Annotated in this window: 23 protein-coding genes and 3 tRNA genes; 13 read left to right on the top strand and 13 right to left on the bottom strand. The window is 63.2% G+C overall.

The window, feature by feature from the left end:
- Positions 1–1,200, top strand: a complete 1,200-nt coding sequence (locus INT29_RS11295; RefSeq protein WP_193071673.1) for an acyl-CoA dehydrogenase family protein — start codon at positions 1–3, stop codon at positions 1,198–1,200.
- A 23-nt stretch (positions 1,201–1,223) separates the two neighbouring features.
- On the opposite strand, the gene INT29_RS11290 is transcribed toward INT29_RS11295, so the two are convergent.
- Positions 1,224–2,300 carry an amidohydrolase family protein gene (locus tag INT29_RS11290; RefSeq protein WP_193071672.1) on the bottom strand — a complete coding sequence of 359 codons (1,077 nt, stop codon included), beginning with the start codon at positions 2,298–2,300 and terminating at the stop codon, positions 1,224–1,226.
- A 185-nt stretch (positions 2,301–2,485) separates the two neighbouring features.
- Here INT29_RS11290 and INT29_RS11285 point away from each other — a divergent pair, with 185 nt between their 5' ends.
- Genes INT29_RS11285 through INT29_RS11270 form a run of 4 tightly spaced genes read left to right on the top strand, consistent with a single transcriptional unit; the run spans position 2,486 to position 6,826 of the window.
- Complete coding sequence (locus tag INT29_RS11285) at positions 2,486–3,514, top strand: 2-keto-3-deoxygluconate permease (protein WP_193071671.1); 1,029 nt, start codon at positions 2,486–2,488, stop codon at positions 3,512–3,514.
- Between the two features lie 59 nt (positions 3,515–3,573).
- A complete protein-coding gene (locus INT29_RS11280) occupies positions 3,574–4,827 on the top strand; it encodes a four-carbon acid sugar kinase family protein (RefSeq protein ID WP_193071670.1) in 1,254 nt (417 codons plus the stop codon).
- Positions 4,824–5,849 (top strand): 4-hydroxythreonine-4-phosphate dehydrogenase PdxA, encoded by a 1,026-nt coding sequence (gene pdxA / locus INT29_RS11275; RefSeq protein ID WP_101571875.1) that lies wholly within the window; start codon positions 4,824–4,826, stop codon positions 5,847–5,849. The genes INT29_RS11280 and pdxA overlap by 4 nt, the downstream gene beginning before the upstream one ends.
- 41 nt (positions 5,850–5,890) lie before the next feature.
- The gene (locus tag INT29_RS11270) at positions 5,891–6,826 is read left to right on the top strand and encodes a GntR family transcriptional regulator (protein WP_180958958.1); all 936 of its coding nucleotides are present in this window, start codon (positions 5,891–5,893) and stop codon (positions 6,824–6,826) included.
- 2 nt (positions 6,827–6,828) lie between these two features.
- Here the strand turns inward: INT29_RS11270 and INT29_RS11265 are convergent, their stop codons facing one another.
- On the bottom strand, positions 6,829–7,707 hold the full coding sequence (locus INT29_RS11265) for an oxidoreductase (protein WP_193071669.1): 879 nt from the start codon (positions 7,705–7,707) through the stop codon (positions 6,829–6,831).
- Positions 7,708–7,769: 62 nt separating this feature from the next.
- Between INT29_RS11265 and INT29_RS11260 the strand changes: the two genes are divergently transcribed.
- Together INT29_RS11260 and INT29_RS11255 are read left to right on the top strand one after the other, a co-directional pair.
- Entirely contained in the window at positions 7,770–9,446 is a 1,677-nt protein-coding gene (locus INT29_RS11260) for an ABC transporter transmembrane domain-containing protein (RefSeq protein ID WP_101571881.1), read from the top strand.
- On the top strand, positions 9,443–11,236 hold the full coding sequence (locus INT29_RS11255) for an ABC transporter ATP-binding protein (protein ID WP_101571882.1): 1,794 nt from the start codon (positions 9,443–9,445) through the stop codon (positions 11,234–11,236). Before INT29_RS11260 ends, INT29_RS11255 begins: the two co-directional genes overlap by 4 nt.
- A gap of 37 nt (positions 11,237–11,273) precedes the next feature.
- Here INT29_RS11255 and mgtE read toward each other — a convergent pair whose 3' ends face one another.
- Positions 11,274–12,641 (bottom strand): magnesium transporter, encoded by a 1,368-nt coding sequence (gene mgtE, locus INT29_RS11250; protein ID WP_101571884.1) that lies wholly within the window; start codon positions 12,639–12,641, stop codon positions 11,274–11,276.
- 103 nt (positions 12,642–12,744) lie between these two features.
- On the opposite strand from mgtE, the gene INT29_RS11245 reads away from it, so the two are divergent.
- Entirely contained in the window at positions 12,745–13,227 is a 483-nt protein-coding gene (locus INT29_RS11245) for a DUF1648 domain-containing protein (RefSeq protein ID WP_101571886.1), read from the top strand.
- 17 nt (positions 13,228–13,244) lie between these two features.
- Here INT29_RS11245 and INT29_RS11240 read toward each other — a convergent pair whose 3' ends face one another.
- Both INT29_RS11240 and INT29_RS11235 read right to left on the bottom strand, forming a co-directional pair.
- The gene (locus INT29_RS11240; RefSeq protein ID WP_101571888.1) at positions 13,245–13,622 is read right to left on the bottom strand and encodes a universal stress protein; all 378 of its coding nucleotides are present in this window, start codon (positions 13,620–13,622) and stop codon (positions 13,245–13,247) included.
- Positions 13,623–13,638: 16 nt separating this feature from the next.
- Positions 13,639–15,066, bottom strand: a complete 1,428-nt coding sequence (locus INT29_RS11235) for a sugar porter family MFS transporter (RefSeq protein WP_193071668.1) — start codon at positions 15,064–15,066, stop codon at positions 13,639–13,641.
- A 124-nt stretch (positions 15,067–15,190) separates the two neighbouring features.
- Between INT29_RS11235 and INT29_RS11230 the strand changes: the two genes are divergently transcribed.
- Positions 15,191–15,901, top strand: coding sequence for an ArsR/SmtB family transcription factor (locus INT29_RS11230; protein WP_101571892.1), 711 nt, complete (start codon positions 15,191–15,193; stop codon positions 15,899–15,901).
- On the top strand, positions 15,898–16,737 hold the full coding sequence (locus INT29_RS11225; RefSeq protein WP_101571894.1) for an isocitrate lyase/PEP mutase family protein: 840 nt from the start codon (positions 15,898–15,900) through the stop codon (positions 16,735–16,737). Before INT29_RS11230 ends, INT29_RS11225 begins: the two co-directional genes overlap by 4 nt.
- A gap of 22 nt (positions 16,738–16,759) precedes the next feature.
- On the opposite strand, the gene INT29_RS11220 is transcribed toward INT29_RS11225, so the two are convergent.
- From INT29_RS11220 to INT29_RS11195, 6 genes are all read right to left on the bottom strand, one after another.
- On the bottom strand, positions 16,760–17,212 hold the full coding sequence (locus INT29_RS11220; protein WP_193071667.1) for a hypothetical protein: 453 nt from the start codon (positions 17,210–17,212) through the stop codon (positions 16,760–16,762).
- 87 nt (positions 17,213–17,299) lie between these two features.
- The gene (locus tag INT29_RS11215; RefSeq protein ID WP_193071666.1) at positions 17,300–18,283 is read right to left on the bottom strand and encodes a patatin-like phospholipase family protein; all 984 of its coding nucleotides are present in this window, start codon (positions 18,281–18,283) and stop codon (positions 17,300–17,302) included.
- 112 nt (positions 18,284–18,395) lie between these two features.
- Positions 18,396–19,274, bottom strand: a complete 879-nt coding sequence (locus INT29_RS11210) for an SDR family oxidoreductase (protein WP_101571900.1) — start codon at positions 19,272–19,274, stop codon at positions 18,396–18,398.
- A gap of 157 nt (positions 19,275–19,431) precedes the next feature.
- Positions 19,432–19,507: transfer RNA gene (locus tag INT29_RS11205), tRNA-Phe, on the bottom strand.
- Positions 19,508–19,576: 69 nt separating this feature from the next.
- Positions 19,577–19,650: transfer RNA gene (locus tag INT29_RS11200), tRNA-Asp, on the bottom strand.
- 48 nt (positions 19,651–19,698) lie between these two features.
- Positions 19,699–19,771: transfer RNA gene (locus tag INT29_RS11195), tRNA-Glu, on the bottom strand.
- A gap of 194 nt (positions 19,772–19,965) precedes the next feature.
- On the opposite strand from INT29_RS11195, the gene INT29_RS11190 reads away from it, so the two are divergent.
- Together INT29_RS11190 and ybaK are read left to right on the top strand one after the other, a co-directional pair.
- A complete protein-coding gene (locus tag INT29_RS11190) occupies positions 19,966–20,313 on the top strand; it encodes a metallopeptidase family protein (RefSeq protein WP_193071665.1) in 348 nt (115 codons plus the stop codon).
- A gap of 244 nt (positions 20,314–20,557) precedes the next feature.
- Positions 20,558–21,058, top strand: a complete 501-nt coding sequence (gene ybaK / locus INT29_RS11185) for a Cys-tRNA(Pro) deacylase (RefSeq protein WP_125187771.1) — start codon at positions 20,558–20,560, stop codon at positions 21,056–21,058.
- 15 nt (positions 21,059–21,073) lie between these two features.
- Here ybaK and INT29_RS11180 read toward each other — a convergent pair whose 3' ends face one another.
- Positions 21,074–21,685 carry a YigZ family protein gene (locus INT29_RS11180; protein WP_193071664.1) on the bottom strand — a complete coding sequence of 204 codons (612 nt, stop codon included), beginning with the start codon at positions 21,683–21,685 and terminating at the stop codon, positions 21,074–21,076.
- A gap of 120 nt (positions 21,686–21,805) precedes the next feature.
- Between INT29_RS11180 and INT29_RS11175 the strand changes: the two genes are divergently transcribed.
- Entirely contained in the window at positions 21,806–23,167 is a 1,362-nt protein-coding gene (locus tag INT29_RS11175) for an aspartate aminotransferase family protein (RefSeq protein WP_193071663.1), read from the top strand.
- Positions 23,168–23,227: 60 nt separating this feature from the next.
- On the opposite strand, the gene INT29_RS11170 is transcribed toward INT29_RS11175, so the two are convergent.
- Positions 23,228–24,859 (bottom strand): amidohydrolase, encoded by a 1,632-nt coding sequence (locus tag INT29_RS11170; RefSeq protein ID WP_193071662.1) that lies wholly within the window; start codon positions 24,857–24,859, stop codon positions 23,228–23,230.
- Positions 24,860–24,908 lie beyond the last annotated feature (49 nt).

Genomic DNA, 24,908 nt, shown 5'->3' with positions numbered 1-24,908 from the left:
ATGACCACGCCCACCGCCACTGCGCAGGACAGCGTCGACATCGATAAATCCGATCTCCTCAACCTCGCCGGGCTCTTCAGCGAGACCGAGATCGAACTCCGTAACAAGGTCCGTGGGTTCGTCGACGCACGGATCCGCTCGAACATCGCCGACTGGTACGAGAACGCGGTCTTCCCCCGCGAGATCGTGAGGGAGATGGGCGAGCTCGGACTGCTGGGAATGCACCTGCACGGTTACGGCTGCCCCGGACGTTCGGCCGTCGAATACGGAATCGCCGCACTGGAACTCGAAGCAGGAGACTCCGGTCTGCGGACCTTCGTCTCCGTGCAGGGATCGCTGGCGATGTCCGCGATCCACAAATTCGGTTCCGAAGAGCAGAAGAACCAGTACCTGCCGGGCATGGCGAAGGGCGAGATCATCGGCTGCTTCGGCCTGACCGAACCCACGGCCGGATCCGATCCCGGATCCATGGCCACCACAGCAGTACGCAATGATGATGGCTCGTGGACCCTCAACGGAGCCAAACGCTGGATCGGCCTGGCATCCATCGCTGACATCGCGGTCATCTGGGCGGCGACCGACGAGGGCATCCGCGGCTTCCTCGTCCCCACCGACACCGCAGGTTTCACCGCGACTCCGATTGAGCAGAAACTCTCGATGCGGGCCTCCATCCAGTGCGACATCGACATCGACGATGTCCATCTACCCGCTGAGGCGGTTCTGCCCGATGTCACGGGACTGAAGGGTCCGTTCTCCTGCCTTAACGAGGCCCGCTACGGAATCATGTGGGGCGCGATGGGTGCCGCCCGCGACTCCTATGAGGTGGCTCTGAAGTATGCGCAGGAGAGGATGCAGTTCGACAAACCTCTCTCCGGCTATCAGATCACCCAGCAGAAGCTGGTGAATATGGTCCTGGAGATCCAGAAGGGCATTCTCGTGGCTGTGCAGACAGGGCGACTCAAGGATGCCGGCACGCTCGACCCGATCCAGATCTCGGTCGGGAAGCTCAATAACTGCCGCGAGGCGATCGCCATCTGCAGGGAGGCTCGCTCGATGCTCGGCGGCAACGGCATCACACTCGAATACTCACCGCTGCGGCACGCGAACAATCTCGAATCGGTGCGCACCTACGAAGGTACCGACGAGGTCCACACGCTCATCCTGGGCCGCCACATCACCGGTGAGCAGGCATTTCGGTAGGAGCTGATTTGGAACGGTCGACCCTAGGAGCGGTGCCGCGAGACTCCTGCCACCCATACCTCGGCGGGGGTGCGCAGAGCGCCGATGTTCCTGAGCGGATCGTGGTCAACGAGGACGAGGTCGGCCCGGGCACCTTCGACGATCCGACCGCGATCATGCAGGCTCAGCGCCTCGGCGGCTGAGGATGTGGTTGCCCGGATCGCCTCTGCGCTCGTCATCCCGGCGGTGATGAGGTAGTCGAGTTCGTCGTGCAGCGAGGACCCATGGTGGACCGGGGCGAACGGAGTTTCGTTCGCATCGGTGCCGGCGACGACGGTGATCCCGGCGTCGATCATGGCGCGGACGTTGTTCAGTGCGATGCCGAAGGCAGAGTCGGCATGCTCGCCGAGGCGGGCGTCTGCGATGGCGCGCATCATCACCAGTGTGGGGGAGGCGATGGTGCCCTGTTCCTCCATGCGGGCGAGGGTGTGGTCATCGAGTGGCCGATCAATCGGGGCGTGAGTGAGGATGTCGACTCCGGCCTCCAAGCCACGGTCGAAGGCCGCGGCGGTGACAACGTGGGCCACGGTCAGCAGTCCACGCTCGTGGGCGCCGGCGACGAGGGCCACCAACGTTGGAATGTCGAGCGCGGGGACCTCGCCGGTGTCCGGGTCCTCGGTGATGATCTTGATGAGATCGGCACCGTTGTCCACTCGCCAGTCAAGGAATCGTGCGGCATCGGCCGGGCCGGTGACACCTGAATCTGCGGGGAAGCCCATCATCTCGATCTGAGTGCTCCCCGGCGCCGAGGCGGCAGATCCGGCACTGAAGATCGATGGCAGTTCGGCATCGGCTCGCAGCTCGTGCACGCGAGAATCAGGGTGGGTACCCAAATCCAACACCGTTGTCAGTCCCGAACGCAGCGCTGTGACCAGCTTCTCTCGTTCACCGAGGTGGAGATGAGTGTCGATGAGACCCGGCACCAGGAAGCGTGCGGTTTTGTTGTCGGGTTCTGAGGCAGGCCGGATCGAAATGATCGTAGCAGAGAATTCGACGTCGACGAGCTCGCTGTTCCAATTGCCTTCGGTATCGGTTACGTGGACATTGCGCAGTACAGTCATGTGCCCACTGTACGGATCGATGATTGAGTACTGAGTGAACTCGGAACCCGAGTTCGGCCCGGTCATGTGATGGTGCCCATGAAGTGAACTCAGATGGGTATTGGCGATCAGATCATTTGTACGTACACTGAGTACCTACATAGACGATTATGTACTCACTACGGCTCTTAAAAAGGGGATTCGCCATGGCTGCCGAATCACAGATCACCAGTCGCATTCCACTCTTCGACGGGATGAACCGGATTCCGGGCGGGATCATGCTGATCCCGCTCATCCTGGGCTCAGTCGTCGGAACGTTCTTCCCCGGGTTCCTCGAACTGGGCAACTTCACCTCGGCGCTGTTCCGCGATAGCGCGCTGCCGCTCATCGGTATTCTGATCTTCGCCACAGGCATGCAGATCACGCTCAAGACCTCGGGGCCGGTGTTGGCGACGACCGGTACCATTCTGCTGACGAAGTCGATCATTCCGGCCGGCCTCGTCGTGCTGCTGGGTCAGTTCGTCGGCATCGAGGGAATTTTGGGAGTCTCGATCCTGGCGCTTATCGTCACGATGGACAACAGCAATGGCGGATTGTGGCTCGCCTTCACCGGCCGCTACGGAGACGCACGCGACCGAGGTGCCTACATGGCCTCAGCGATCAATGATGGCCCCTTCTTCTCGATGCTCTTCCTCGGAGCAGCAGGACTGGCCGACATTCCCTACACACTTCTGCTTGCGGCGATCATTCCGCTTGTCATCGGCATCATCGTCGGAAACCTCGATGAAAAGTGGACCGAGATCATGCGTCCCATCCCCAACATGGTCATCCCGTTCTTCGCTTTCGCACTCGGTACCGGAATCGACCTAGGCAACGTCGTCACCGGTGGACTCTCCGGTCTCCTCGTCGGCGCGATCGCCACGGTCATCACCGGTACACTCGCCTATTTCGGCTACCGCTGGATTCTGCGACGAGGCAAGCAGTCAGGTATCGGAATCGCCTCGGCGACAACGGCCGGCAATGCGATCGCAACCCCGGCGATCATCGCGGGAGCCGATCCGAGCTTCGAACCGTATATGGAAGTTGCCACGGCTCAGGTGGCCTCAGCTGTCCTTGTCTCTGCGGTCCTCGCTCCGCTACTGGCCGCCTGGGTACTCAAGCGTCAGGGCGGCATCAAAAAGCAGAACCAGGGTTCGGGCGAGCACGCGCAGCCGCTGCGGGCTGAGGGTCTGTGACAGTGGCATCGATTTCTGAATCCATTTCGGCTTCGAAACTGCCTTCGGAAGCTGCGTCTGTGCTGGTTGTGGCCGACGATCTGACCGGGGCCACCGACTCCTCAGTGCAGTTCGCCCACGCAGGGTGGACGACGGCGCTCGTGCTCAGCGACGATGACAATGATCAGCAGCCACCGGGAACCGTCAACGCGCGGGTCACCGACTCTCGCACACTGGCCAGTGCAGATGCGCAGGATCGGACGCAGAGAGCTGTCCTGTCGGGAAGGCACATCGCGACTCGTGTCTATCTCAAGATCGACTCGACCATGCGCGGAACAGTCTCCTCCCAGATCGCAGGCGCTCTGGCCGCCTGGCAATCAGATCATCCGCAGGCCTTCGCCCTTGTCTGTCCGGCCTATCCTGCGATGGGTCGGACGGTCGTTGACGGTCAGCTGCAGGTCAACGGGACTGCGGTTCATGAAACTGCGATTGGGCGTGACCCGGTCACTCCGGTCACGACGAGTTCGATGTCCGATTTCCTTCCCGGGAGCATCAGGGTGAGGGTTCCACATGGTGGCGTCTTCACGCGTGACTCCCTGGTGTCGTCGATCAGGGCCGCACGCTCAACGTCATCCGTCATCACGATCGATGCCGTTGAATCGGCTGACCTGGACGCCATTGCCGAGGCAATCGCTGAGTTCGGTGACGATATCGTCCCGGTCGGCTCGGCAGGTCTCGCCGCCGCGCTGGCTGGAGTGTGGCGGAGCGGTCTCGATTTCCCGGCTGAGGCGCAGGGCAGTTCAGAACGGGTGATCGTCGTCGCCAGCTCGCTGCACACCGTCACCAGAGACCAAGTCGCAACCCTGTCCGAGCTTCTTAGCAACGAGGTTGCAATGTGGACTCCTGATCTGGATTCAGTCTTCAATGATTCGGCTCGGCTCGCCTGGCTCCAAGCCCTCTCCTCCAGCAGTTCAGATGCGCCGATAGTGATCGTCAACGCCCCCGAAGAGAGGACAGATTCCACCGAATTCGTCGCGGCTCTCCTCGCCGACGCGGCCGAACTGCTGATGCACGACACCACTCCCACGAGTCTCCTGCTGCTGGGAGGCGAGGGTGCACGGGCCGTGCTCAACCGCCTCGGCGCGGTGCGGCTCCGCATTCACTCGACCATCCGAGAAGGTATCCCGATCGGAACCATTGAGGGCGGATCGGCTCATGGCACGACAGTCGTGACGAAAGCCGGAGGATTCGGACGTCCCACCGACGTCACAGATATCGCAGAAGAGCTTCTGCACAATAGTTTGCACAACAACAACGAAGGACCAGCGCAATGACCCTCCCCGTATTGGCAATCACCCTCGGCGATGTCGCAGGCATCGGGCCGGAGATCACCGCCAAGTCCCTTATAGGACATGATGACCTGAGAGAGAAGTGCACCCCGGTCGTCATCGGCGACATCGCCTCCCTCAAACGAGGCGTCGAATTCGTCGGTGGAGACGCTGGATCCGTGCGTGAGATCGGAGCCCCGGCAGAAGCGAAGAACATTCCGGGCACCATCGAGGTCATTCAAGTCGGCTCCTCCCTGGCCGATGTCGGCGTAGGCGAACTCAGCGAGGCAGCCGGGGACGGCTCTTACCGATTCGTCGTCGAAGCCTGCAGGCTCGCCAGGGAAGGAAAAGTCGACGGGATCGTCACAGCACCTCTCAATAAAGCGGCCATGCATGCCGGCGGTCACAACTTCCCTGGTCATACCGAACTGTTGGCTCATGAATTCGGTGTCAAAGACTATTCACTCGTTCTTTCTGCCGGAGATCTCTACTTCTTCCACCTGACCACCCATGTGTCGATGCGCCAGGCGATCGAGAACATCACCTTCGATCGCACACTGAGTGTCCTCAGACTGGCCGGCGCCTTCGCAGACTCCATGGGCAAACCCGAGGAAACGATCGGACTCGCAGGACTCAATCCGCACGCGGGAGAGAACCGCCTGTTCGGCGACGAGGATGCCGATGTTCTTGCTCCAGCAGTCGAAGCAGCACGCGAACAGGGCCTCAACGTGGTCGGCCCGCTGCCCGGAGACGCACTCATCCCAGCCGCTGTGCGCGGTAACTACAATCTCGTAGTCGTGTGCTATCACGATCAGGGACATGCCCCATTCAAAGCCGTCTACGGTGATGACGGAGTGAATATCACAGTCGGACTTCCCGTTGTCCGTGTATCGGTCGACCACGGCACCGCGTTCGACATCGCCGGGCAGGGCATCGCCCGCGAAGCCAGCCTCGTCCTGTCGATCGAGCGGGCCGCAACCTTGGCTCCCGAATGGAACGTCGTTTGGGATGCAGCCCAAGCCATGTGAGCGGCTGTTACGCTGAGTCTGCCGAACGGAGAGGAGCGGAAATGTGGATCGATGACCTGAATGCCAACGTCCTCGACTCCGCTCACGACGAGCCTCTCCACCGGCAGTTGAGCGAAGTCATCCGAGAAGGAATATCCGGCGGTGCGTTGCCTCCTGGCACGCGGATGCCCACAGAAGCGGACTTTCAGAAGAAGTTCGGCATTTCGCGCTCCGTCGTCCGCCAGGCGATGGCAGCGCTGACTAACGACAATCTCATCCAACGCGGCCGCGGCCGTGGAAGTGTAGTAGCTCCACAGCACGAGCATCACCGCGCCGTGCAGAAGATGTCAGGACTCTCGACCCAGTTCTCGAGTTCAGGTGATTCGGTGACAACTGAAGTCCTCTCGCTTGAACGCGGCGAGGACCCTCGTGCGCAACAGGCGTTGGGCACGTCAGATCTGCTTGCTCTCAATCGTCGCCGGAGCGTTGATGGTGAGCCGATCGCCCTCATTCACACATGGCTCCCTCGTCGTCTAGTACCGGGGCTCGAAGCGAAGGATCTGGTGGATTCCTCACTCCATGACACCCTGCGGCAGCGTTATGGAGTGCCGGTGACTGCTGGCCACCGCCAGGTGAGGGCCGTGTCAGCTTCGGAAGAGCTCTCCGCTGTGCTTGGGCTGCATTCAGCGGCCCCGCTTCTGGTCCTCGAAGGAACCAGCTGTGATGACAAGGGTGAAGTGATTGAGTATTTCTGTACCTGGCACCGCGCCGATCGTGTCATCTTCGACGTCGATGCGATTTCGGATCCTGCAGGCACGCGAGTCCGATCGACTCCCAAGCAGACTCCGACTCCTTACGGCAGTCTTGATGCGAAGAGTTCAGCAGAAGCCACTGAACTCAGCGAAGCAGCGCGGTCGATCGCCGAGGCGATGAATGACTTAGCCGAAAGAATGACCCAGCAAGACGGAGAAAGTCGGCACAGTACGCAGAACTGCTGAGCCTACAGCGGAAACTCCACGCCCGTCAGTTCCTCCGACACCGTCCACAGACGCCGCGCCACCTCAGTGTCCTTAGCGGCAGCAGAACGTCCGACGAGCTTCGGCTGACCCATAGTCTCCTTGAAGCCTCGTGGGCCAACATAGCTGTTGCCTGGGATATCGGCTGTGGCGGCGCACAGTGTCGGTACGGCACCCTGTTGTTCGCTCTGCGAGACTAGGCCGATGACCGCCTCGGCGACCGACGCGAGCAGTCGGTTCCCCTGCCGTCGATAAAGGTTCGTTGCGGCCAGGCCCGGATGAGCTGCGGTCGCGATGATAGGGGAGGACACTTCGGTGAGCCGTCGCTGCAGTTCGGATGTGAAGAGCAGGTTGGCGAGCTTCGACTGGCCGTACGCAGCCATCGGCTTGTACGTTCTGCGCTCCCAGTTGAGGTCATCGAATTCGATGCTGCCCATCCGATGCGCCATCGAGGAGACCGTGACGACACGATCGCGGATCTGAGGGAGAAGAAGGTTGGTCAGAGCGAAATGGCCGAGGTGGTTGGTCCCGAACTGCGATTCGAATCCGTCAGCGGTGTGCGCGAGGGGAGGGGCCATGATCCCGGCGTTGTTGATGAGGATGTCGATCGGGTCGCTGAACTCCTCAGCAAAGTCGTGCACTGTACTGAGGTCGGCGAGATCGAGGTGACGTACCTCGACGTTGCCGCGTATCGTCTGTGCTGCGGTCCGACCCTTGCGCAGGTTGCGCACCGCAAGTACCACTCGAGCGTCCATGCCGGCAAGCATGGATGCTGCCGCCCGGCCGATCCCGCTGTTGCCACCTGTGATGACGATGGTGCGGTCAGCCGCTGATGCGATGTTGCCATCAAGTCTCTTGCCCATGAAGCCATGTTAAACCTCAGTGGGACCGTCATGTCTCGCTGCGAAATGTTAGGGTAGCCTTCGTGTCGCAGACTCCCACATCAGGTTCGCTCCTCCTCCGCAGAGCCGCTCGTCGGCGCCTCGGTCTCCTCCTCCCCGGCGTCATCACCATGTCGCTGTGGCAGGTCTGCGAAGCCCTCGTGCCCGTCGCCATCGGAATCATCGTCGACCGTGCGATCATTCCCCTGTCCCTTCCGATGCTCATCGTCTCGATCATCGGCCTCGGTCTGCTCTTCACCGTGCTCAGCCTCGGCTACCGTTTCGGCGCCCGATTCTGCAATTCCGCCCGCGAACATGAAGCGCACGCACTACGTGTCGAGATCACCCACGCGGCTCTGACCTCGGCGAACCTGCCATCCGACCGTGCCTCCGGCGAAGTCCTCTCGATCGCCTCGGCGGACGCGGACACGGCTGCACAGTCCTTCGCCCAGTTAGGGCGTGGAATCGCCTCGGTGCTGGGCATGATCACGGCCGCCGTCTTCCTCCTCATCGCCGACCCCGTGACCGGACTCGTCGTCCTCATCGCCGTCCCCATCGGACTTGTCATCGTGGCCCTGCCCGGACGATCGGTGTCCACCAAGGCCCGCGCACAGCTCGAAGCCGTGGCACGAGCGGGCAGGTCAGCCTCCGACCTCATGCACGGACTGCGCGTGATCAAGGCTATGGGCGGAGAACCCTGGGCCGTGCGCCGCTACCGGACCACCTCGGACGAGGCCGCCACCGCCGGCATCGCCACCGGTGAGAGAACCGGACGGCTCGCTGGGCTTGGGGCACTGGTCATGTCGGTCGTGCTCGCGATCGTCCTCATCGTCGCCGGGCTGCGCCTCATCGAGGGTCAGATGAGCGTGGGCGCACTCATCGGCATCCTCGGCATGACCGCATTCCTCACCGAACCGATGCGGGCCCTGGCCGAGATCGTCGGCCTCTTCGCCCAATCACACGGAGCCGCCCAGCGGATCTCCCGGCTCCTGCTGGACATCGACGAGTCGGAGCTCGGGTCGGACGTGACCAACTTGCCTCAGATCCACCTCGGCGAGGACAATCTGAGCGTCCGCGATTGGGAGGTGGGGGAGGGCCGACACGTCGATTTCGACACTCCAACAGGCTCCCTGACCTGCATCGTCGTGGAGAGATCCGAGTCTGAGGCCGCACTGATCGCAGCCTTGAGCACCCACGCTCGCGGCACAGAACTGGACCAGATGATCGTGTCCCCACACACCGTCGACCTGTTCGAGGGCACAATCCGTTCCAACATCACCATGATTCTCGGCACCGACGATGCCCCTGTGGCCGCCGAGGTGCTGGCGGCCTCGGGCGCAGATGAACTCCTCGACCTCGTCGACACCGGACTCGACCACCGCATCCAGGAACTCGGCGGCAACCTCTCCGGCGGCCAGCGCCAACGTGTGGCCCTGGCCCGGGCCCTGAACGCCGACCCCCGGGTTCTCGTCCTCCACGAACCGACCACCGCGGTCGACGCCGTCACCGAAGCACGGATCGCGGCCGGACTCGAAGACCTGCGCAGCTCACGCGGCACCGCCGCAACCCTCATCTTCACCAGCTCACCGGCATTCCTCGCCGCGGCACAGACCGTTGTGTTCGTACCCGCCACAGGCTCGAGCGTCGTCGGCAGACATGCCGATCTCCTCGCCGCCGACAACAAGTCCGCCGAGGCCTACCGAAACGCGGTGACCCGATGAGCGAGCAGACCACCCAGACCACCCTGTCCATCGCCTCCAGGCGCCGTTCATTTGCGCATCTGGCGCCTCTGCTTCGGGCCCGGTGGGGGTGGCTGCTCGTCCTCGTTCTCGCCGGGGTCGCCAATGCCGGTGCCGGACTCGTCGGACCGTGGGCGATCGGCCGCCTCGTCGACGAGCTGCCCGCCGGAGCCGGTTCAGACCTCGTCATCACCTGTGCTATCGCCGTGGCCATCGCAGGTGTCATCATGGCCTTGGGCACCTGGATCGGAGCCTGGGCACTGGCCCATATCGCGATGCCCATCGTCGCTGACCTGCGTACACAGGTCGTCGAATCCGCACTCAGCCTCGAATCCCAGCGCATCGAATCCACAGGAACAGGTGATCTGGTCTCGAGGGTCGCCGACGACTCCCGCAAGATCAGCGAGGCGGCGGCGCAGGTGCTGCCGCTCGTGGTCGAATCGCTTCTCATCGTCATCGTCTCCGCCGCCGGTCTGGCTGCCATCGACTGGCGCCTGGGCATCGTCGGCCTCGTTGCGCTGCCGATGTACTGGCTCACCCTGCGCTGGTATCTGCCCCGCTCGGAGCCGATCTACAAGGAAGAGCGCGCAGCTTTCGGCCGTCGCGCGGGACGTCTCCTCGGCGGCCTCACCGGTGCCAGCACACTGCGTGCCTACCGCGCCGAATCTGGGGAGCTGACGCGCATCGATTCCGCCTCCGGGCAGGCCCGAGACCTCTCGATCGGCGTCTTCAGCTTCCTTACCCGAGCCTTCGGACGCAACAACCGCGCCGAGGCTGTCGTCCTCTCCCTGCTCCTCATCGCCGGATTCGTTCTCGTCTTCGCCGGTGAGACGACGGCTGGTGCCGTGACCACTGCGGCTCTTGTCTTCCACCGCCTGTTCAACCCCATCGGAGCCCTCGTCGGGCTCTTCGACCAGATCCAATCAGCCGGAGCCTCGCTGACTCGCATGGTCGGCGTCATCGACGAAGCATCGACCTCGCCGAGGCGGACGACCGACATCAGCATCGACCGACCCGCAATGGTTCTTGAGGACCTGTGGTTCACCTATGATGAGGACCCGGACTCGAGCAAGCACGTCCTCAAAGGTGTGAGTCTGCGCCTGAGTCCCGGCGAGGTCGTCGCCGTCGTCGGCACCACGGGGGCCGGGAAATCCACGCTGGCTCGGATCGCTGCTGGCCTGTCCTCACCCACCCGCGGTCGGGCCGGACTCACAACCACCTCGGCGAGGCAAGCGGGACAGTCAACGTCGCTGACCGACCTGCCGGAAGACATACTGCGCGGCCACATCTCGATGGTTGCTCAGGAGGTGCACACCTTCAACGGCACGCTGCGTGAAAACGTGGCTCTGCCGGTCCCGGATGCCACGGCCGAACAGATCGCGGCTGCACTGGACACAGTGGGAGCAGGTTGGGCCACCGAACTTCCTCGAGGCCTGGAGACCGAGGTCGGCGATGGCGGTGCCAGACTCACCGCGGTCCAAGAACAGTCGATCGCACTGGCCCGCCTGGTGCTCGCCGACCCGGACTTCGCGATCCTCGATGAAGCGACGGCCGAGGCCGGGTCGGCCGGGGCCCAAGTCCTCGAACAATCGGCCAAGGCCGCGCTGAACGGGCGCGGAGCACTCGTCGTTGCCCACCGATTGAGCCAGGCTGAGACTGCGGACCGTGTCCTCGTCATGGAGCACGGTCGAATCGTTGAAGAGGGCACACACGAAGAGCTGGTCGCAGCCGGTGGCCACTACTCGCAGCTGTGGGCAGCCTGGTCGGCTTGAGCGCAGTCAGCCTGAGCGCAGCCCAAGGGCGCAGTTCTCAGCTCAGTCCCAGAACCGTCGTCGCAATCGAGAAGTAGAGGATCAAGCCCGTGGCGTCGCAGAAGGTGGAGATGAACGGGTTGGAGAATACTGCTGGATCCGCTCCGACCCTCTTCGCGATGATCGGCATCAGCCCACCCACGGTCGCGGCCATCATGCACACCGAGAGCAGGGTGAGTCCGATGACCAGACCGATCGGCCACCCATAGACGAGGCCGGCGACGATGAATCCCAATAGCCCGAGCACGGCTCCCAGCATCGCTCCGACACGCAGTTCGCGCCAGATGACTTTCCAGAGGTCGCGGATTCTCACCTCGCCCACGGCCAACGCCCGGGTCACGGTGGTCGCGGCCTGGTTGCCGGTGTTGCCTCCGGTGCCGGTGAGCAATGGAATGAACAAGGCGAGGATAACGACCTGATCGAGGCGGTCCTCATAGACCTCGAGGACCTGCACCGTGAGGATCGCGGAGACGGCGAGGACCAGCAGCCAGACGATGCGGCTCCTGACCAGGCGAAAGATGGTGCTCGAGAGGTATGAACGGTCAAGGGGTTCGGAACCGCTGCCGCGGGCGATGTCCTCGGCGTCCTCCTCATCGACGATGTCGAGGACGTCGTCCATGGTCAGGATGCCGACAAGGCGGTCCTCCTGATCGACGACGGGCATCGCGATGAGCCGGTGGGAGAGGAACTGACGAGCGGCGACCTCACGGTCCGTCAGCGCCTGTGTGCTGATCGAATCTCGGACCAAGTCACTGACCAGGTCCTTGGCGTCTGCCGCGATGAGGTTACGCAGGGACACAACGCCGGAGAGGACGCGTCCGATGCCGACCACGGGGAGGAGATAGACGGTCTCGGGACCGTCGATGCGGGCCCGGACGACTTCCATCGCCTCGCCGGCGGTCCAGTCGTCGTGGAGGCTGAGGACCTCCGGGGACATGTACCGTCCGATCGCAGACTTCGGGTATCCGAGGACCGCGGTGGTCATCTCGCGTTCCTTGGCATTGAGGCCGCTCATCAGCCTGCGGGCGACATTGGCCGGCAGTTCGCCGAAGAGTTCGGCGCGGTCGTCGGGGTCCAAGCCTTCGACGATGTGGGCGACATCTGGTTCGCGGAGGTTCTGGATGAGTTCGGCCTGGTAACCCGGCGGAAGGTTCTCGAACACAGCGAGCGCATCATCCTTGTCCAGGATGCGGAAGAGGACCGCTGACTCCACGGGTGTGCTCGTGTGGACGAGCCGGGTCAGCTCGGGCAACGGGACCTCATGTGCCAGCTCGGAGATCGTGTCCATCGCGGATCGGTCGATTCGTCCCGTCAGTGCGGATTCGAGGCGGTCCACCGCCGAGTTGTCCACCGTCATGTCTGTCATGACTGCTCCTTCGCGTCCGCTGCCCGTATGATCGCTATCCACCCTATGCCACGGCAGGAGGCAGAGCCGAAAGCGGCCCGTTCATCACAGGTACGATCGTCCTATGGTTGGGCAACAGAATTATGCGACGACATTCGAAACCGGAATACTCACCACATGGATCCGACGCGTGACGCTGATTGCGACTGTTCTGTTGTCAGCAATTCTGCTTGCCAGCTACCCGAAGCTGCCTGAGCTGATTCCCACCCATTTCAACTTCGTCGGCAAGGCCGACAGCTACGGTCCGAGGTCGACGGTCTTCGTCATCGTCGGACTGCTCTGTGTCCTCATCGGCGCAACGTCCTGGCTGTCCACGAGGCCGCAGGTCCTCAACTTCCCGATCGTCGTGACTGAGACGAACGCGCAGCGGATCTTCCGTGAGTCGGAACGGATGATGGTGTGGGTGTCAGCGTCGTTGCTCATCATCTACGTCGGCACGGCGATCTCGACCTGGGGTGGCTACGGCGTCCCCGCCTTCATCGTGGGCATTCTCGGGCTGGCACTCGCGACGATCATCGGCGTCAAGAAAACCCTGACAGCCGGCTGAGCTCAGCCCGTCGCCGATCAGCGTTTCTTCGCGGCCTCCGGCACCCGCACGGTGAGCACCGGGACAGGGGAGCGGAGGATGAGGCGTTGGGCCACGGAGCCGAGCAGGACCTTGCCCACCCGGGAGCGACTGCGCACCCCGAGGACAAGGCGATCCACCTCGGCAACGTGATCGCGCAGCTCATCGAGGACTGCGGTGACGGGATCACGATCTCCGCGCCCGGACCGGTTGATCAGCTTCACCTCGAGGTTACGAGGAATCTCATCATCGGTGAAGTCATGGAGGGTGAGATTGATGAGGAGCAGGCCCGTGTCCAGGGCTCGCGCCTCGGCGACGGCGTTCTCCAGCGCTGTGCGTCCTTCGGGGCTGTCGGTGACGGCGACTGCGATTGACATGGTGGCTCCTGTTCTGTCATTTCCGGCCGTATTTCGCTTTGAACTTGCGTTCGAACTGCGCCAGGTCCTTGTCCTTGGTCTCAGGAAGAAGTGTGTAGAGGAAGATGAAGGCGATCACGGCGCAGCCGGCGAACATACTGAATGTCGCCGTCATCCCCATCGCCTCGATGAGCGGCGGGAAGAACTGCGCGACGATGGCGTTCATGATCCACAGCACGAACACACAGATGCCCATGGCGAAGCTGCGGATCTTCATCGGGAAGATCTCGGAGAGCATCAGCCAGGTCAGCGGTCCGACCGTGCCCTGCATCGAGAACACGAAGAGGACGAGGAAGACGAGGACCGTCCACGCCTGTCCCGGTCCCGGCGGAATCACGACGGCGGTGAGTGCGATGAGGATGTGGAAGAACGCGATGAGGGCGTAACCGGTGAGGAACATGACCCGACGCGGCAGCTTGTTGAGCAGGAACATGCCCAGCGAGATGCCCAGCAGCGAGAAGACCCCGTTGGCGATGTTGCCGATGATCGCGACACCGGAGTCCAAACCGGCATTGGTGAGCAGCTGCGTGCCGTAGTACATGACCGAGTTGATGCCGGTCAGCTGCTGGAAGAAGCCGAGGCCCACGCCGATGATGACCAATCGCAGCACCCAACGGGTTCCGAGATCGGAGAGTCCACCGGTGGACTGCTTGGCGTCTTGGGATGCGAGGTGGGTGACCTCGGCGACCTCCGCCTCGGCGCGTTCGGGGGAGCGGACCTGTTTGAGCACCTCGAGAGCCTCCTCCGTGCGGCCCTTCGAGATCAGCCAGCGGGGGCTCTCTGGTTGGAAGATCATGCCCACGAGCAGCGCGATGGCCGGTGCGAGTGCGACGAGGAGCATCCAACGCCAGATGGAGTCGACATGGCCCCAGACGTTGAAGATGACGGCGTTGATGATGAACGCTGCGAGCTGCCCCGCAACTATCATCAGCTCATTGCGAGTGACGAAGGAGCCGCGCTTCTCTGAGGGGGCGATCTCGCCCAGATAGACGGGGACGATGGCAGAAGCGGCGCCGACCGCGATGCCGAGGACGAAGCGGGCGCCGATGAGGAACTCCGCACCCGGGGCCAACACGCAGCCCAGCGTGCCGAGGATGAAGACGCCGGCGACGAGGATGAATGTGTGCCGCCTACCGTGGGCGTCGGCGACGCGACCGCCGAACACAGCACCGAATGCGGCACCGATCATGAGGCTGGCGACGACGAGTCCTTCGGACAGCGGAGTGAGGCCGAAATCTTGACTCATCGGTTCGAGTGCGCCGTTGACGACGCCTGTGTCATAGCCGAACAGGAGACCGCCGAAGGTGGCCACTGTGGCGATGATGCCGAGGCGGTGAACAGGCTTACCCGAACCCGCATGTGGCAGGTCGAACTGTTTCTCGGCGCGATCAGGCAAAGCAGACATGGATGACTCCTTTCCTCTCTCGTTCTAACACGGTTCGTTGTTGCTGAGGGCGGTTTGCCCGCACTGAGAAGTGAAGATCACACTTCGGCCCGTCCCGAACAGTAGGAGGCATACCATCGAAGCTATGACCAGGAGCCACCCGGAATCGGCACCGAATATCGCCGCGCTGGCCTCGGCGCTCGCCGACCCTACCCGCGTCATGATCTGCACGAGTCTCCTCGACGGCAGAGCCTGGACGCTGACGGAGCTGTCACGAGCTCTCGCGGTACCGATGTCATCGGCCTCTGAACATGCCAGCATCCTCATCGAGCGCGGCGTACTGGCCGAACGTCGGCAGGGCAGGCACCGCTACGTGCAACTCGCCTCGGCAGACATCGCCTGCTGGCTCGAATACACCGGTGCGCTCGCGGGGGAGAGAGTCGAATCGGCTCCGACCCTGGCGGCGAAGACTCGTGACCGACACCTCCTCGAGGCACGGACCTGCTACAGGCACATCGCTGGACGTCTGGGCGTGCAGATATGGGCGGCCGTCACGGCGCGAGGGTGGGTCGATGACACCGCGACCGTGACCGAGGCAGGAGTTGCGGGCTTCGCAAAGGTGTGGGGGATCGATGTCGCCTCCATGGCCTCAGGCTCGCGCCCGCTGACTCGCCGCTGCCTCGATTGGACGGAACGCCGCACCCACCTCGGCGGATGGCTTGGAGATGCCGTGTGCGAGGAATTCCTCGACCGGACGTGGATCACCCGCCGTCGTAGCAGTCGCGCACTCACACTCACATCGACTGGTCGGGACGAACTCGACTGGATACTCGACACAGAGGTGACACAGCTATGAACAGCACAACAACCGACCAGGACCCACCCTTCCACCGGTTGCACCGACCGGGGGACCCGTTCATCCTGCCGTGTGCCTGGGATGTGGCAAGTGCCCGACTCTTCGCCGAGGCGGGTCACCCTGCCGTGGGTACGAGCAGTCTGGGGGTGGCCGCCGGCATCGGAGCCGCCGATGAGGAGCGGGAAACGATGACCGCCATGGTCGATCTGCTGAAAAACCTCCGACGGGCCCTGCCCGAATCGCTGCTTACCTGCGACTTCGAAGATGGGTACAGTGGCGACCCGGCAGAAGTCGTCGACATCCTCCGGGACGCCTTCGCAGTGCGGCGAGACGCTGCAACAGGTGAGGGTCCCGGCCTCGCCGGACTTGCCGTCGACGGACTCAACATCGAGGATTCCGCTCGCGGACATCTCGTCGAACCGCGGGAACTCGCCGCCAAGGTCAGCGCGATCAAGGAGGCATTCCCGTCTCTGTTCGTCAACGCACGAATCGACACATACTGGACTGGTCAGGACAAGCTCGGGGAGACCCTTGAGCGGATGCGCCGCTACGCCGGTTCCGGGGCCGATGGGATCTTCGTACCCGGGGACCTGGATCTGGAGACCATCGCACAGATCGTTCGGGCCTGCCCACTTCCGGTCAATGTGCTCGCCAGTCCGCGCTTCTCACGTGACCAGTTCGCCGAGGCGGGTGTGGCCAGGATCAGCACCGGCTCATTGCTCTACCGGGCCGCGATTTCTGCGGCAGTGCACTCATTGAGTGGGCTGAACGAAGACCGCCCGGCGCAGACGGCGAATGTGCTGTCCTACCGGGCGGTCTCGACGCTGGGCGATTAGCCTGCCGCGGGGCAGACGGGTTTCAGTCTTCGACCCCGTCGTCGGCGAGTGCGTCGACATCGAGGTCATCACCGGCGAGTTGGGCGACTTCTGCATCGTCCTGGTATTCGGAGATCATGTGATCGCTGCGACGGTTGCCCTGTTCGGCAGCTGGCGAGGCATCTGTGGAGAACTCTTCCGGAATGTCGGGGGTACCGTTCCCAGACTCCAAGCCCTGTGCATCCAAGAGCTCATCGTCGGCGCCTTCGATGCCGATTCCCTCCGGGCCTTCGGCACCAGGCTCGACGGCTGCAGCGGAGGCGACATCGGCATCAAGGTCCGTGTCGAGATCATCGGCTTCGGCCTCGGCGGCATTGAGCTCCGGGTCATCAAGCTCATCGGCCGTGGGCTCGTCGAGGGTGGGGTCATCCATCAGCGGTGCACCCATCTCGGGTTCGTCCTGCCACTGTGTCGGATCGGTGGGGTTGTCGCTCATGGTCGCTCCTTCGGTGGTGGTCGATGCTTGTGTCTGTCGACGCCCACATTGTTGCACGAGCAGTGGGCCGCTCGCAGGTGTTTTGGTTCAGCGTCGCTCGTAGCGTTCCTTCCACGCCTGCCAGTCCCAGGTGCTGAGGAAATCTGTGGCTGCGGTTTGGCCCGAGTCGATGAGTTCGAGCTTATCGGCTCGACTCAGGCCGAAGTCGGTGCTGCTCTGCGAAGCGGTGTCGACGAAGATCGTTCGATCGGTGACCGAGGGCTCATCGATATGACGCCGGTCGTGGGCGTTGATCATGGTCGACAGGAGCGAGATCCCATATTGGTAGGTGTTCGCATTGGGCCGCCATTGGGTTTCAGCCGTTGTCCTGGCCGAGAGCATCACGCCCAATGTGGGCCAGCGGGCAGGACGCGCATCTTTCCGATCGAAGATGTCGACGGGGAAGTTCGAGAGCAGACCGCCGTCTGCACCGAGCACCGAGACACCGCCGGCCACGCGCGGATCTGCGCGCAGCGATCGGGGTCGGAAGAAGAAGGGTGTCGCGGCCGAGGCACAGACCGCCTCGGCGACCGACTGCGAATCCGGATCGACGCCGAGAGCAGACTGGTAGTCCCAGGGCAGGCGCAGCATGCGACCGCGGGAGACATCGGAGACGATGACGATGAGGCGGTACTGACGCTCCGGTGGCAGCGCACTGTGCGGGTCGTGCAGGCGAAGATCGCCCCAGGTGCGGATGCCCTGCGAGGCGAGGGCGTCGGCCAGGAAGTCGTGGAGGGCTGTGCCGAGGTACATGCCCTTGTGAAACAGAAGACCTTGGATCTTCCCGAGCCACGGCAGAAGAGAGAAGGTCGGGCTGAGGTCTTCGAAGTCGGTGAAGTCCTTGCGAAGAATCGTTTCGATGAGGTTCTCCGGAGGGATTCCTGCAGTTGTCAGCGCTCCCACGACTGCACCGGCCGAGGTTCCAGCGATGCGGTGGATGGAGTAGTCAGCCGAGCTCATCGCATCGACCGCGCCGACGAGCCCGGGAAGTTTGGCGCCCCCGCCTTCGAGGACCAGATCGGTCACGGCCATGACGCGCTCCTCCTTGGGCAATCTCGGTGTCCCGACGACGCTCGTGCCGAGGGGACTCCTCTCATTGTCTACCCGCAGGAGGGGCAACGAGAGGAGAAAGCCGTCTCGCCTGTCAGCGCGCCGTCGGGGCGGGATCGGTGATCTCGGCGGCCGGCGACGCAGTGTTGCGCTCTGCGACCACGGGCCGTCGGCCGGTGAAATGGTCCATGGTCTTGTTGACTCCGAGGAAGTCCATCAGCTTGTCGAAGGCCCGGGTGGGCAGCATCCGGGCTCCGGGCAGAATGCGCACCAGTGAAGGCATGGCAAGCTGCTCTCGTCCCGACTCAATGGAGTCGAGAACGTTGGTGGCAACGTTGGTTTCCTCGAGGATGGGCAGCAGACGAGGGAACTTGGTCGTGACGCCTTCGAACATCCCGGTATTGATGTAGAAGGGGCAGACGACGAGCGTATTGACGTTGTGGCCATCGGCGCGCAGTTCGGCGCGCAGAGACTCGGTGAAGCCCACCGCGGCGAATTTGCTCGCCGAGTAGTCGGTCTGACGGGCGACGCCGACAAATCCGGCAGCGCTGGAGATGGTGACCACTGAGCCCCGATCGCGTTCGATCATCCCGGGGAGGAAGGCACGCGTCACCCAGTAGAGGGCGAGTGTGTTGACATCGTAGACGCGTCGGATCGCGGCTTCATCGGCTTCGAGCAGTTTCGTACCGGTGACGATTCCGGCGCAGTTGATGAGGACGTCCACGGGTCCGGTGTCTTCGGCGATGACTGCGACCTGTTTGGCGTCGGCCACATTGACTGTGAACGAACGGGCCTGCGATCCGGTCGCCGAAATCTCATCGGCAACACGCTGTCCGGCCTCTGTTGAGAGATCCCAGATCAGAACTTCCGCAGCTCCACGCGAGGCAGCGTCGAGTGCCATCAGACGTCCGATACCGCTGCCCGCACCGGTGATCAGTACTCGTGAGCCGGCGATCTTTGTTCCACGCGTCATGTGGTTGCTCCTTTGCATCATGTGCTCTCAACTAAGATTGTGTCGAATCAAAGTTACTGTACAGTACATGTGTTTTCAATCACAAAGGGTGCCCTGTGCAGGGGAGGCTGGCTTCGGATACACGAAAACCCCTGCCGTGGCAGGGGTTTTCGTTGTGTGGTGGCTCCGACCGGCGTCGATCCGGTGACCTTTCGATTTTCAGTCGAACGCTCTACCAACTGAGCTACAGAGCCAGGTCGCCAACATACGTCAAGTATGTTGAGAGAAACAAAGGCCCTTCCGAAGAAGAGCCTTGTGCTCCGCGACCCTGACCGGACTCGAACCGGCGACCTCCGCCGTGACAGGGCGGCGCGCTAACCAACTGCGCTACAGGGCCTTACTGTGTTGCATCTGATCCGATGTCGGATTTCTCAATCCTACACCGTACCCCCAACGGGATTCGAACCCGTGTCGCCGCCGTGAAAGGGCGGTGTCCTAGGCCTCTAGACGATGGGGGCCCAGGTTGTCCTCGGATTCCCCGGGGCAACGTCGTTAATCCTAGCCCAACCATTTCGCAGAGTGCAAACCGATGATCCGTGTCCTCGGTCACACCGATTCGAGAGCCCCTGAGAGCCTCCGAGAGGGGCAGCAGGAGCGTGCCAGGGGCGCCGCCCTCAGCCCCTTCGGAGACCATCCCGCTAGGCTGGCAGACATGGAGTACCTCAGTGAAGAAGAGTTCGAGTCGATCCTTGATGAGGCGATCGACCAGCTTCCTTCGGGTGTGACCGATGAGCTCGACAATGTCGCTCTCTTCGTCGAGGACCGACCCGAGGATGGCAACACCCACTTGCTGGGACTCTATGACGGAACACCTATAGGGGAGCGAGGCATCTCCGGTCTCGAACTGCCGGACAACATCTTCCTCTACCGCGACAACCTCATTGCATACGCTGAGGACCATGATCACCTGCGGAGCGAAATCGTCATCACCATCGTTCACGAGATCGCACACTTCTATGGAATCGACGACGAACGACTCCACGAGATCGGTTGGGGCTGAGCATTACAACTGCCGAAGTTGACCGTGAAGTCCAGCGTCGCCCCAGGTCGTAGGTGGAATCTGGTGCTTCATCGGCCGTCATTGATTGGCGCTGGAGCCTGGACTTCGCTTATTGTGGGCGGGTACCCATCAGCATTCGATACAACATTCCGTCCGTATCGACGCGGGACCACAGGGGCGAAGCCCCGGGCAGAAGTGCCTCGCGTGTCCCCGCAGATTTACGGGCAGGAGGCACGACCCCTTTATGACAGTGGCATCCAAACCGACAAGCGCGGCTACCCCGGCCGTCCGTGTACTCAACCTGGCAGGCATCGATTACACCCTGCACAGCTTCGATCACGATCCAAGCACCCGCCGTTACGGGTCCGAAGCCGCCGACAAGCTCGGCGTCGGCTCTGACCAGGTGTTCAAGACCCTCATGATCCAGGTCGACGGCGCACCCGTCACCGCCCTGGTTCCCGTGTCCGGACAGCTCGACCTCAAGGGCCTCGCGTCTGCACGCGGAGCGAAGAAGGCTCAGTTGGCAGGCGTGGCCGAGACCGAGCGACGCACCGGCTACCCAGTCGGCGGCGTCTCCCCGTTCGGGCAGCGCCATGCTGTGCCGGTCGTCATCGACCGCACCGCACTCGAGCATTCCTCGGTCTTCGTCTCGGCAGGCCGGCGTGGCCTCGAGATCGAGATCCGTCCCGAAGACCTCGTCATGCTCACCAATGCGCAGGTCGGGAAGATCGCAGCCCTGGACTGATCAGTCCGGCACTGCTCACACCCATTCGATGTCACCGACGGCGGGCTCTGCCTGCCCGGCGGTGACGTCTGCGTATATGGCCAAGGCCGCGTCCACCTCGGCGACGGGAACCATCAAGTCGATCTCCACGGTGGCACCGTAGCTCGACCGTGTCGTCCACCCCCTGTTCCCGGCCGCCCGATCCAAGGCGTTGGCCTGGGCATAGTCCACGTCGGCGCGCACCGGAACCAGCTCATGCTTGGTGACGATGCGTGCGGTCTCCAATGCCGCCGAGGTGGCCTGTCCATAGGCGCGGACGAGTCCTCCCGCGCCCAGCAGAGTTCCCCCGAAGTATCTGGTCACGACCGCAACGACGAAGGTCAGCTGGTGACCGGAGACGACGTCGAGGATCGGCGCGCCTGCCGTGCCCGCCGGTTCCCCATCATCGCTGAAGCGCTGTGTGCGCGAATCCGGGTCAAGGACGAACGCCGTGCAATGATGACGCGCCTTCGGGTGGGCGGTTCTGCGCTCTGCGATGACCTCCCTGGCCTCTGCCTCATCGGCGACCGGCGCCACGAAGCCGATGAAGCGTGACTTCTTGATCTCGATCTCGGTTTCGGCGGGGGCGACGATCGTGCGGTAGGGCATGCGAATCACTCTACCGAAGACCATGGACACGGGGTCGGGGGCCACTGTCACGGACCGTTTCGCCGGAATCTGATCTACGATGAGCGGACTACCTGAACAATGGTGAAAGGGTGATGGAAAGTGCAGCAGCTCAGCGACGCTGAAATCTCAGCGATCAAGGACGAATCCGCCCGAGCCTACGAACTCGATCGGGCGCACGTCTTCCACTCATGGTCGGCGCAGGAGCTGCTGGACCCGATGACCGTCTCGCGGGCGCAGGGCTCACATATCGTGGACGGTCAGGGACAGTCATTCCTCGACTTCTCCTCCCAGCTGGTCAACACCAACATCGGCCACCAGCATCCGAAGGTCGTCCAGGCCATCAAAGATCAGGCCGACCTGCTGTGCACGATCAGCCCCGCCCACGTCAACGCCGCCCGGTCCGAGGCCGCCCGCCTCATCACCGACCGCACCCCGGCCGGTCTTGACCACGTGTTCTTCACCAATGGCGGTGCCGACGCCAACGAGCATGCGATCCGCATGGCCCGGCTGCACACCGGCAAACACAAGATCCTCTCCCGGTACCGTTCGTATCACGGCGGTACCGAGACCGCCGTCAACGTCACCGGTGACCCGCGCCGCTGGTCCAATGACCGCGGTGATTCCGGCGTCGTCCACTTCTTCGGACCCTTCCTCTACCGGACCGAATTCTCGGCCACCACCGAGGCGGAGGAGACCGAGCGGGCTCTGCGTCACCTCGAGCGCACCATCGAACTCGAAGGCCCGTCGACGATCGCCGCGATCATCCTCGAATCCATCCCCGGCACTGCCGGCATCATGTTGCCCGGCAGTGACTATATGCAGGGGGTGCGCGCGCTCTGCGATCAGTACGACATCATCTTCATCGCCGACGAGGTGATGGCCGGGTTCGGCCGTTCCGGTAAATGGTTCGCCTTCGAACACTTCGACGTCGTGCCTGATATCATCACCTTCGCCAAGGGCGTGAACTCCGGGTATGTGCCGTTAGGTGGGGTGATCATGGATGACGCGATCTATGGTTCATTCGCCAAGAAGCCCTATCCCGGTGGGCTCACCTACTCCGGTCACCCTCTGGCCTGTGCAGCAGCCGTGGCGACGCTCAAGGCTATGGATGAGGAAGGCATGATCGAGCACGCCGAGCGCATCGGCCAGGAGATCATCGGACCCAGGCTGCGCCAGATCGCTGAGAATTCGAAGCACGTCGGTGAGGTCCGCGGGGTCGGTGCCTTCTGGGCGATCGAACTCGTCTGGGACAAGGAATCACGCGAACCGTTGGCGCCCTACGGCGGAGGCTCACCCGAGGTCGCCTCGGTGGTGTCTTCGCTGAAGGAACGCGGCGTGGTGCCCTTCAACAACTACCACCGCCTCCACGTGGTCCCGCCGATCAACATCAGCGAAGAGGACCTCGAAACAGGCCTGGGCGTCTTCGAGAAGGTCCTCACCGACCTCGACTTCTCCCGCTAAACCTCCCCGACGTCACTAAATACCCCCGGCGCCGGGCGCTATTAGTGACGTCGGGGAGGTTTAGCGGGCGTCGTGGGTGAACTTTCCGCCGAGGATGGTGGCGCGGACCGGGATCTGTGAGATCTTGTCCGGGGCCACCTCGGCGGGGTGAGCATCGAGGGCAACGAAGTCCGCGAGCTTCCCGCGCGAGAGTGTTCCCTTGTCAGCGCCATGCCCGGAAGCCTCGGCCGCAACCGAGGTGTAGGCGGCGATCGCCTCATCGGGAGTCAGACACTCTTCGGCCGAACCCATGATGTCGCCATCGCGGGTCCCGCGGGTCACAAAGGCCTCGATGCCGCGCAGCACGTTGCCGTCGGCGCAGGGACGATCAGAGCTTCCGGCCAGCAGCACACCGGCGTCGATGAAGGACTTCGCACGGTAGATCAGTGACCGGCGTGCCGGGCCCAGTGAGGCGTTCATGCCATCGCCGATCCCTTCGGCGAACGCGGACTGCGGGGTCACGACGATGCCGTTGTCGGCCAGGGTGGTCAGGTGCTCGTCGTGGACGAGGGCAGCGTGTTCGATCCGGTTGGGAACCGCTCGGCGCCCGTATCTGGCCTGGGCATCGACGATGTTCTTCACCGCCTCGTCGATGGCGGCATCGCCGATCGCATGGACCGCGACGGACCATCCAGAGGCGTAGGTGTCGAGGATCTGCTTGCGCAGCGCCTCGGCGTCGGCCTGCAGGTAGCCGGGATGATCCTTGCCCTCATAGTTCTCTCGCAGGGCTGCGGTCTCCCCGCTGAGCGCGCCGTCCATGAAGAACTTGACCGGGCCCAAGGACACGAGGTCATCGCCGAGGCCGGTGCGGACTCCTGCATCGAGGCCGATTCCGAAGCCGTCGGCGGAGTTCGCTGCGATCTCGTGGAGTCCATCAGCCTGCGGCAGAAGCTGGGCGCGGGCGCGCAGCTTGCCCTCTTCGCGGGCGCGCAGGTAGGCGGTGACCTCGATGGGGGAGTGACCGATCCACCCGTAGGCGATGCCGCAGTCGCCGAAGGAGGTGATGCCTTCCTGCGCGTAGTAGGCAGTCGCAAGATCGATGGCTTCGACGATCGTGTCGAGCGAATAGGGGCGGATGAGGTCCTGGACGAGTCCCTGCGCGGTCTCTTCGACCAGCCCGGTGGGGTGCCCGGCCGCATCGGTGACGACCTTGCCGCCGACCGGGTCGCTGAAACCGGGCTCGAGGATTCCCGCTCGCCTCATCGCTTCGGTGTTGACGATCGCGGCATGCCCTGAGGTCTGACGCATGAACAGTGGACGGTCGCCGGTGATCTCGTCGAGGCGGGACAGCTCCGGGTACTGTCCGTCGTAGTCGCGGTGAGCGTAGCCGGTGGCGTTGATCCATTCACCTGCTGGCGTCGTCGCAGCGGCCTGCTCGAGCGCGGCGTAGACATCGGGCAGACCGCCGGGCAGGGCGGTGACATCGACCGATGCCAGGGTGAGTCCGAACCAAGCGGTGTGGCAGTGGACGTCGTTGAAGCCCGGCAGCACGGTGGCCCCGCCCAAGGATTCGACCCGGTCCGCGGTGATCCCGTCGAGCTCCTCGTCGAAGCCGATGATGCGTCCGGCGAAGACGCCGATCTTCTGCGCCCGCGGACGTGCCGGGTCGAGCGTGTGGGCGTCGAGATCGGTGAAGATCGCGTCGATGTTCATGTCAGTCACCTTTGCAGCGTCAGAGTCAGTTACAGCTTGAGGGGCAATT

The sequence above is a fragment of the Brevibacterium sp. FME37 genome (assembly GCF_014897485.1).
In the GTDB taxonomy this organism is placed as follows: Bacteria; Actinomycetota; Actinomycetes; order Actinomycetales; family Brevibacteriaceae; genus Brevibacterium.
The sequence above is the reverse complement of the archived record's forward strand: the minus strand, read 5'-3'. Positions and strand labels throughout refer to the sequence as shown.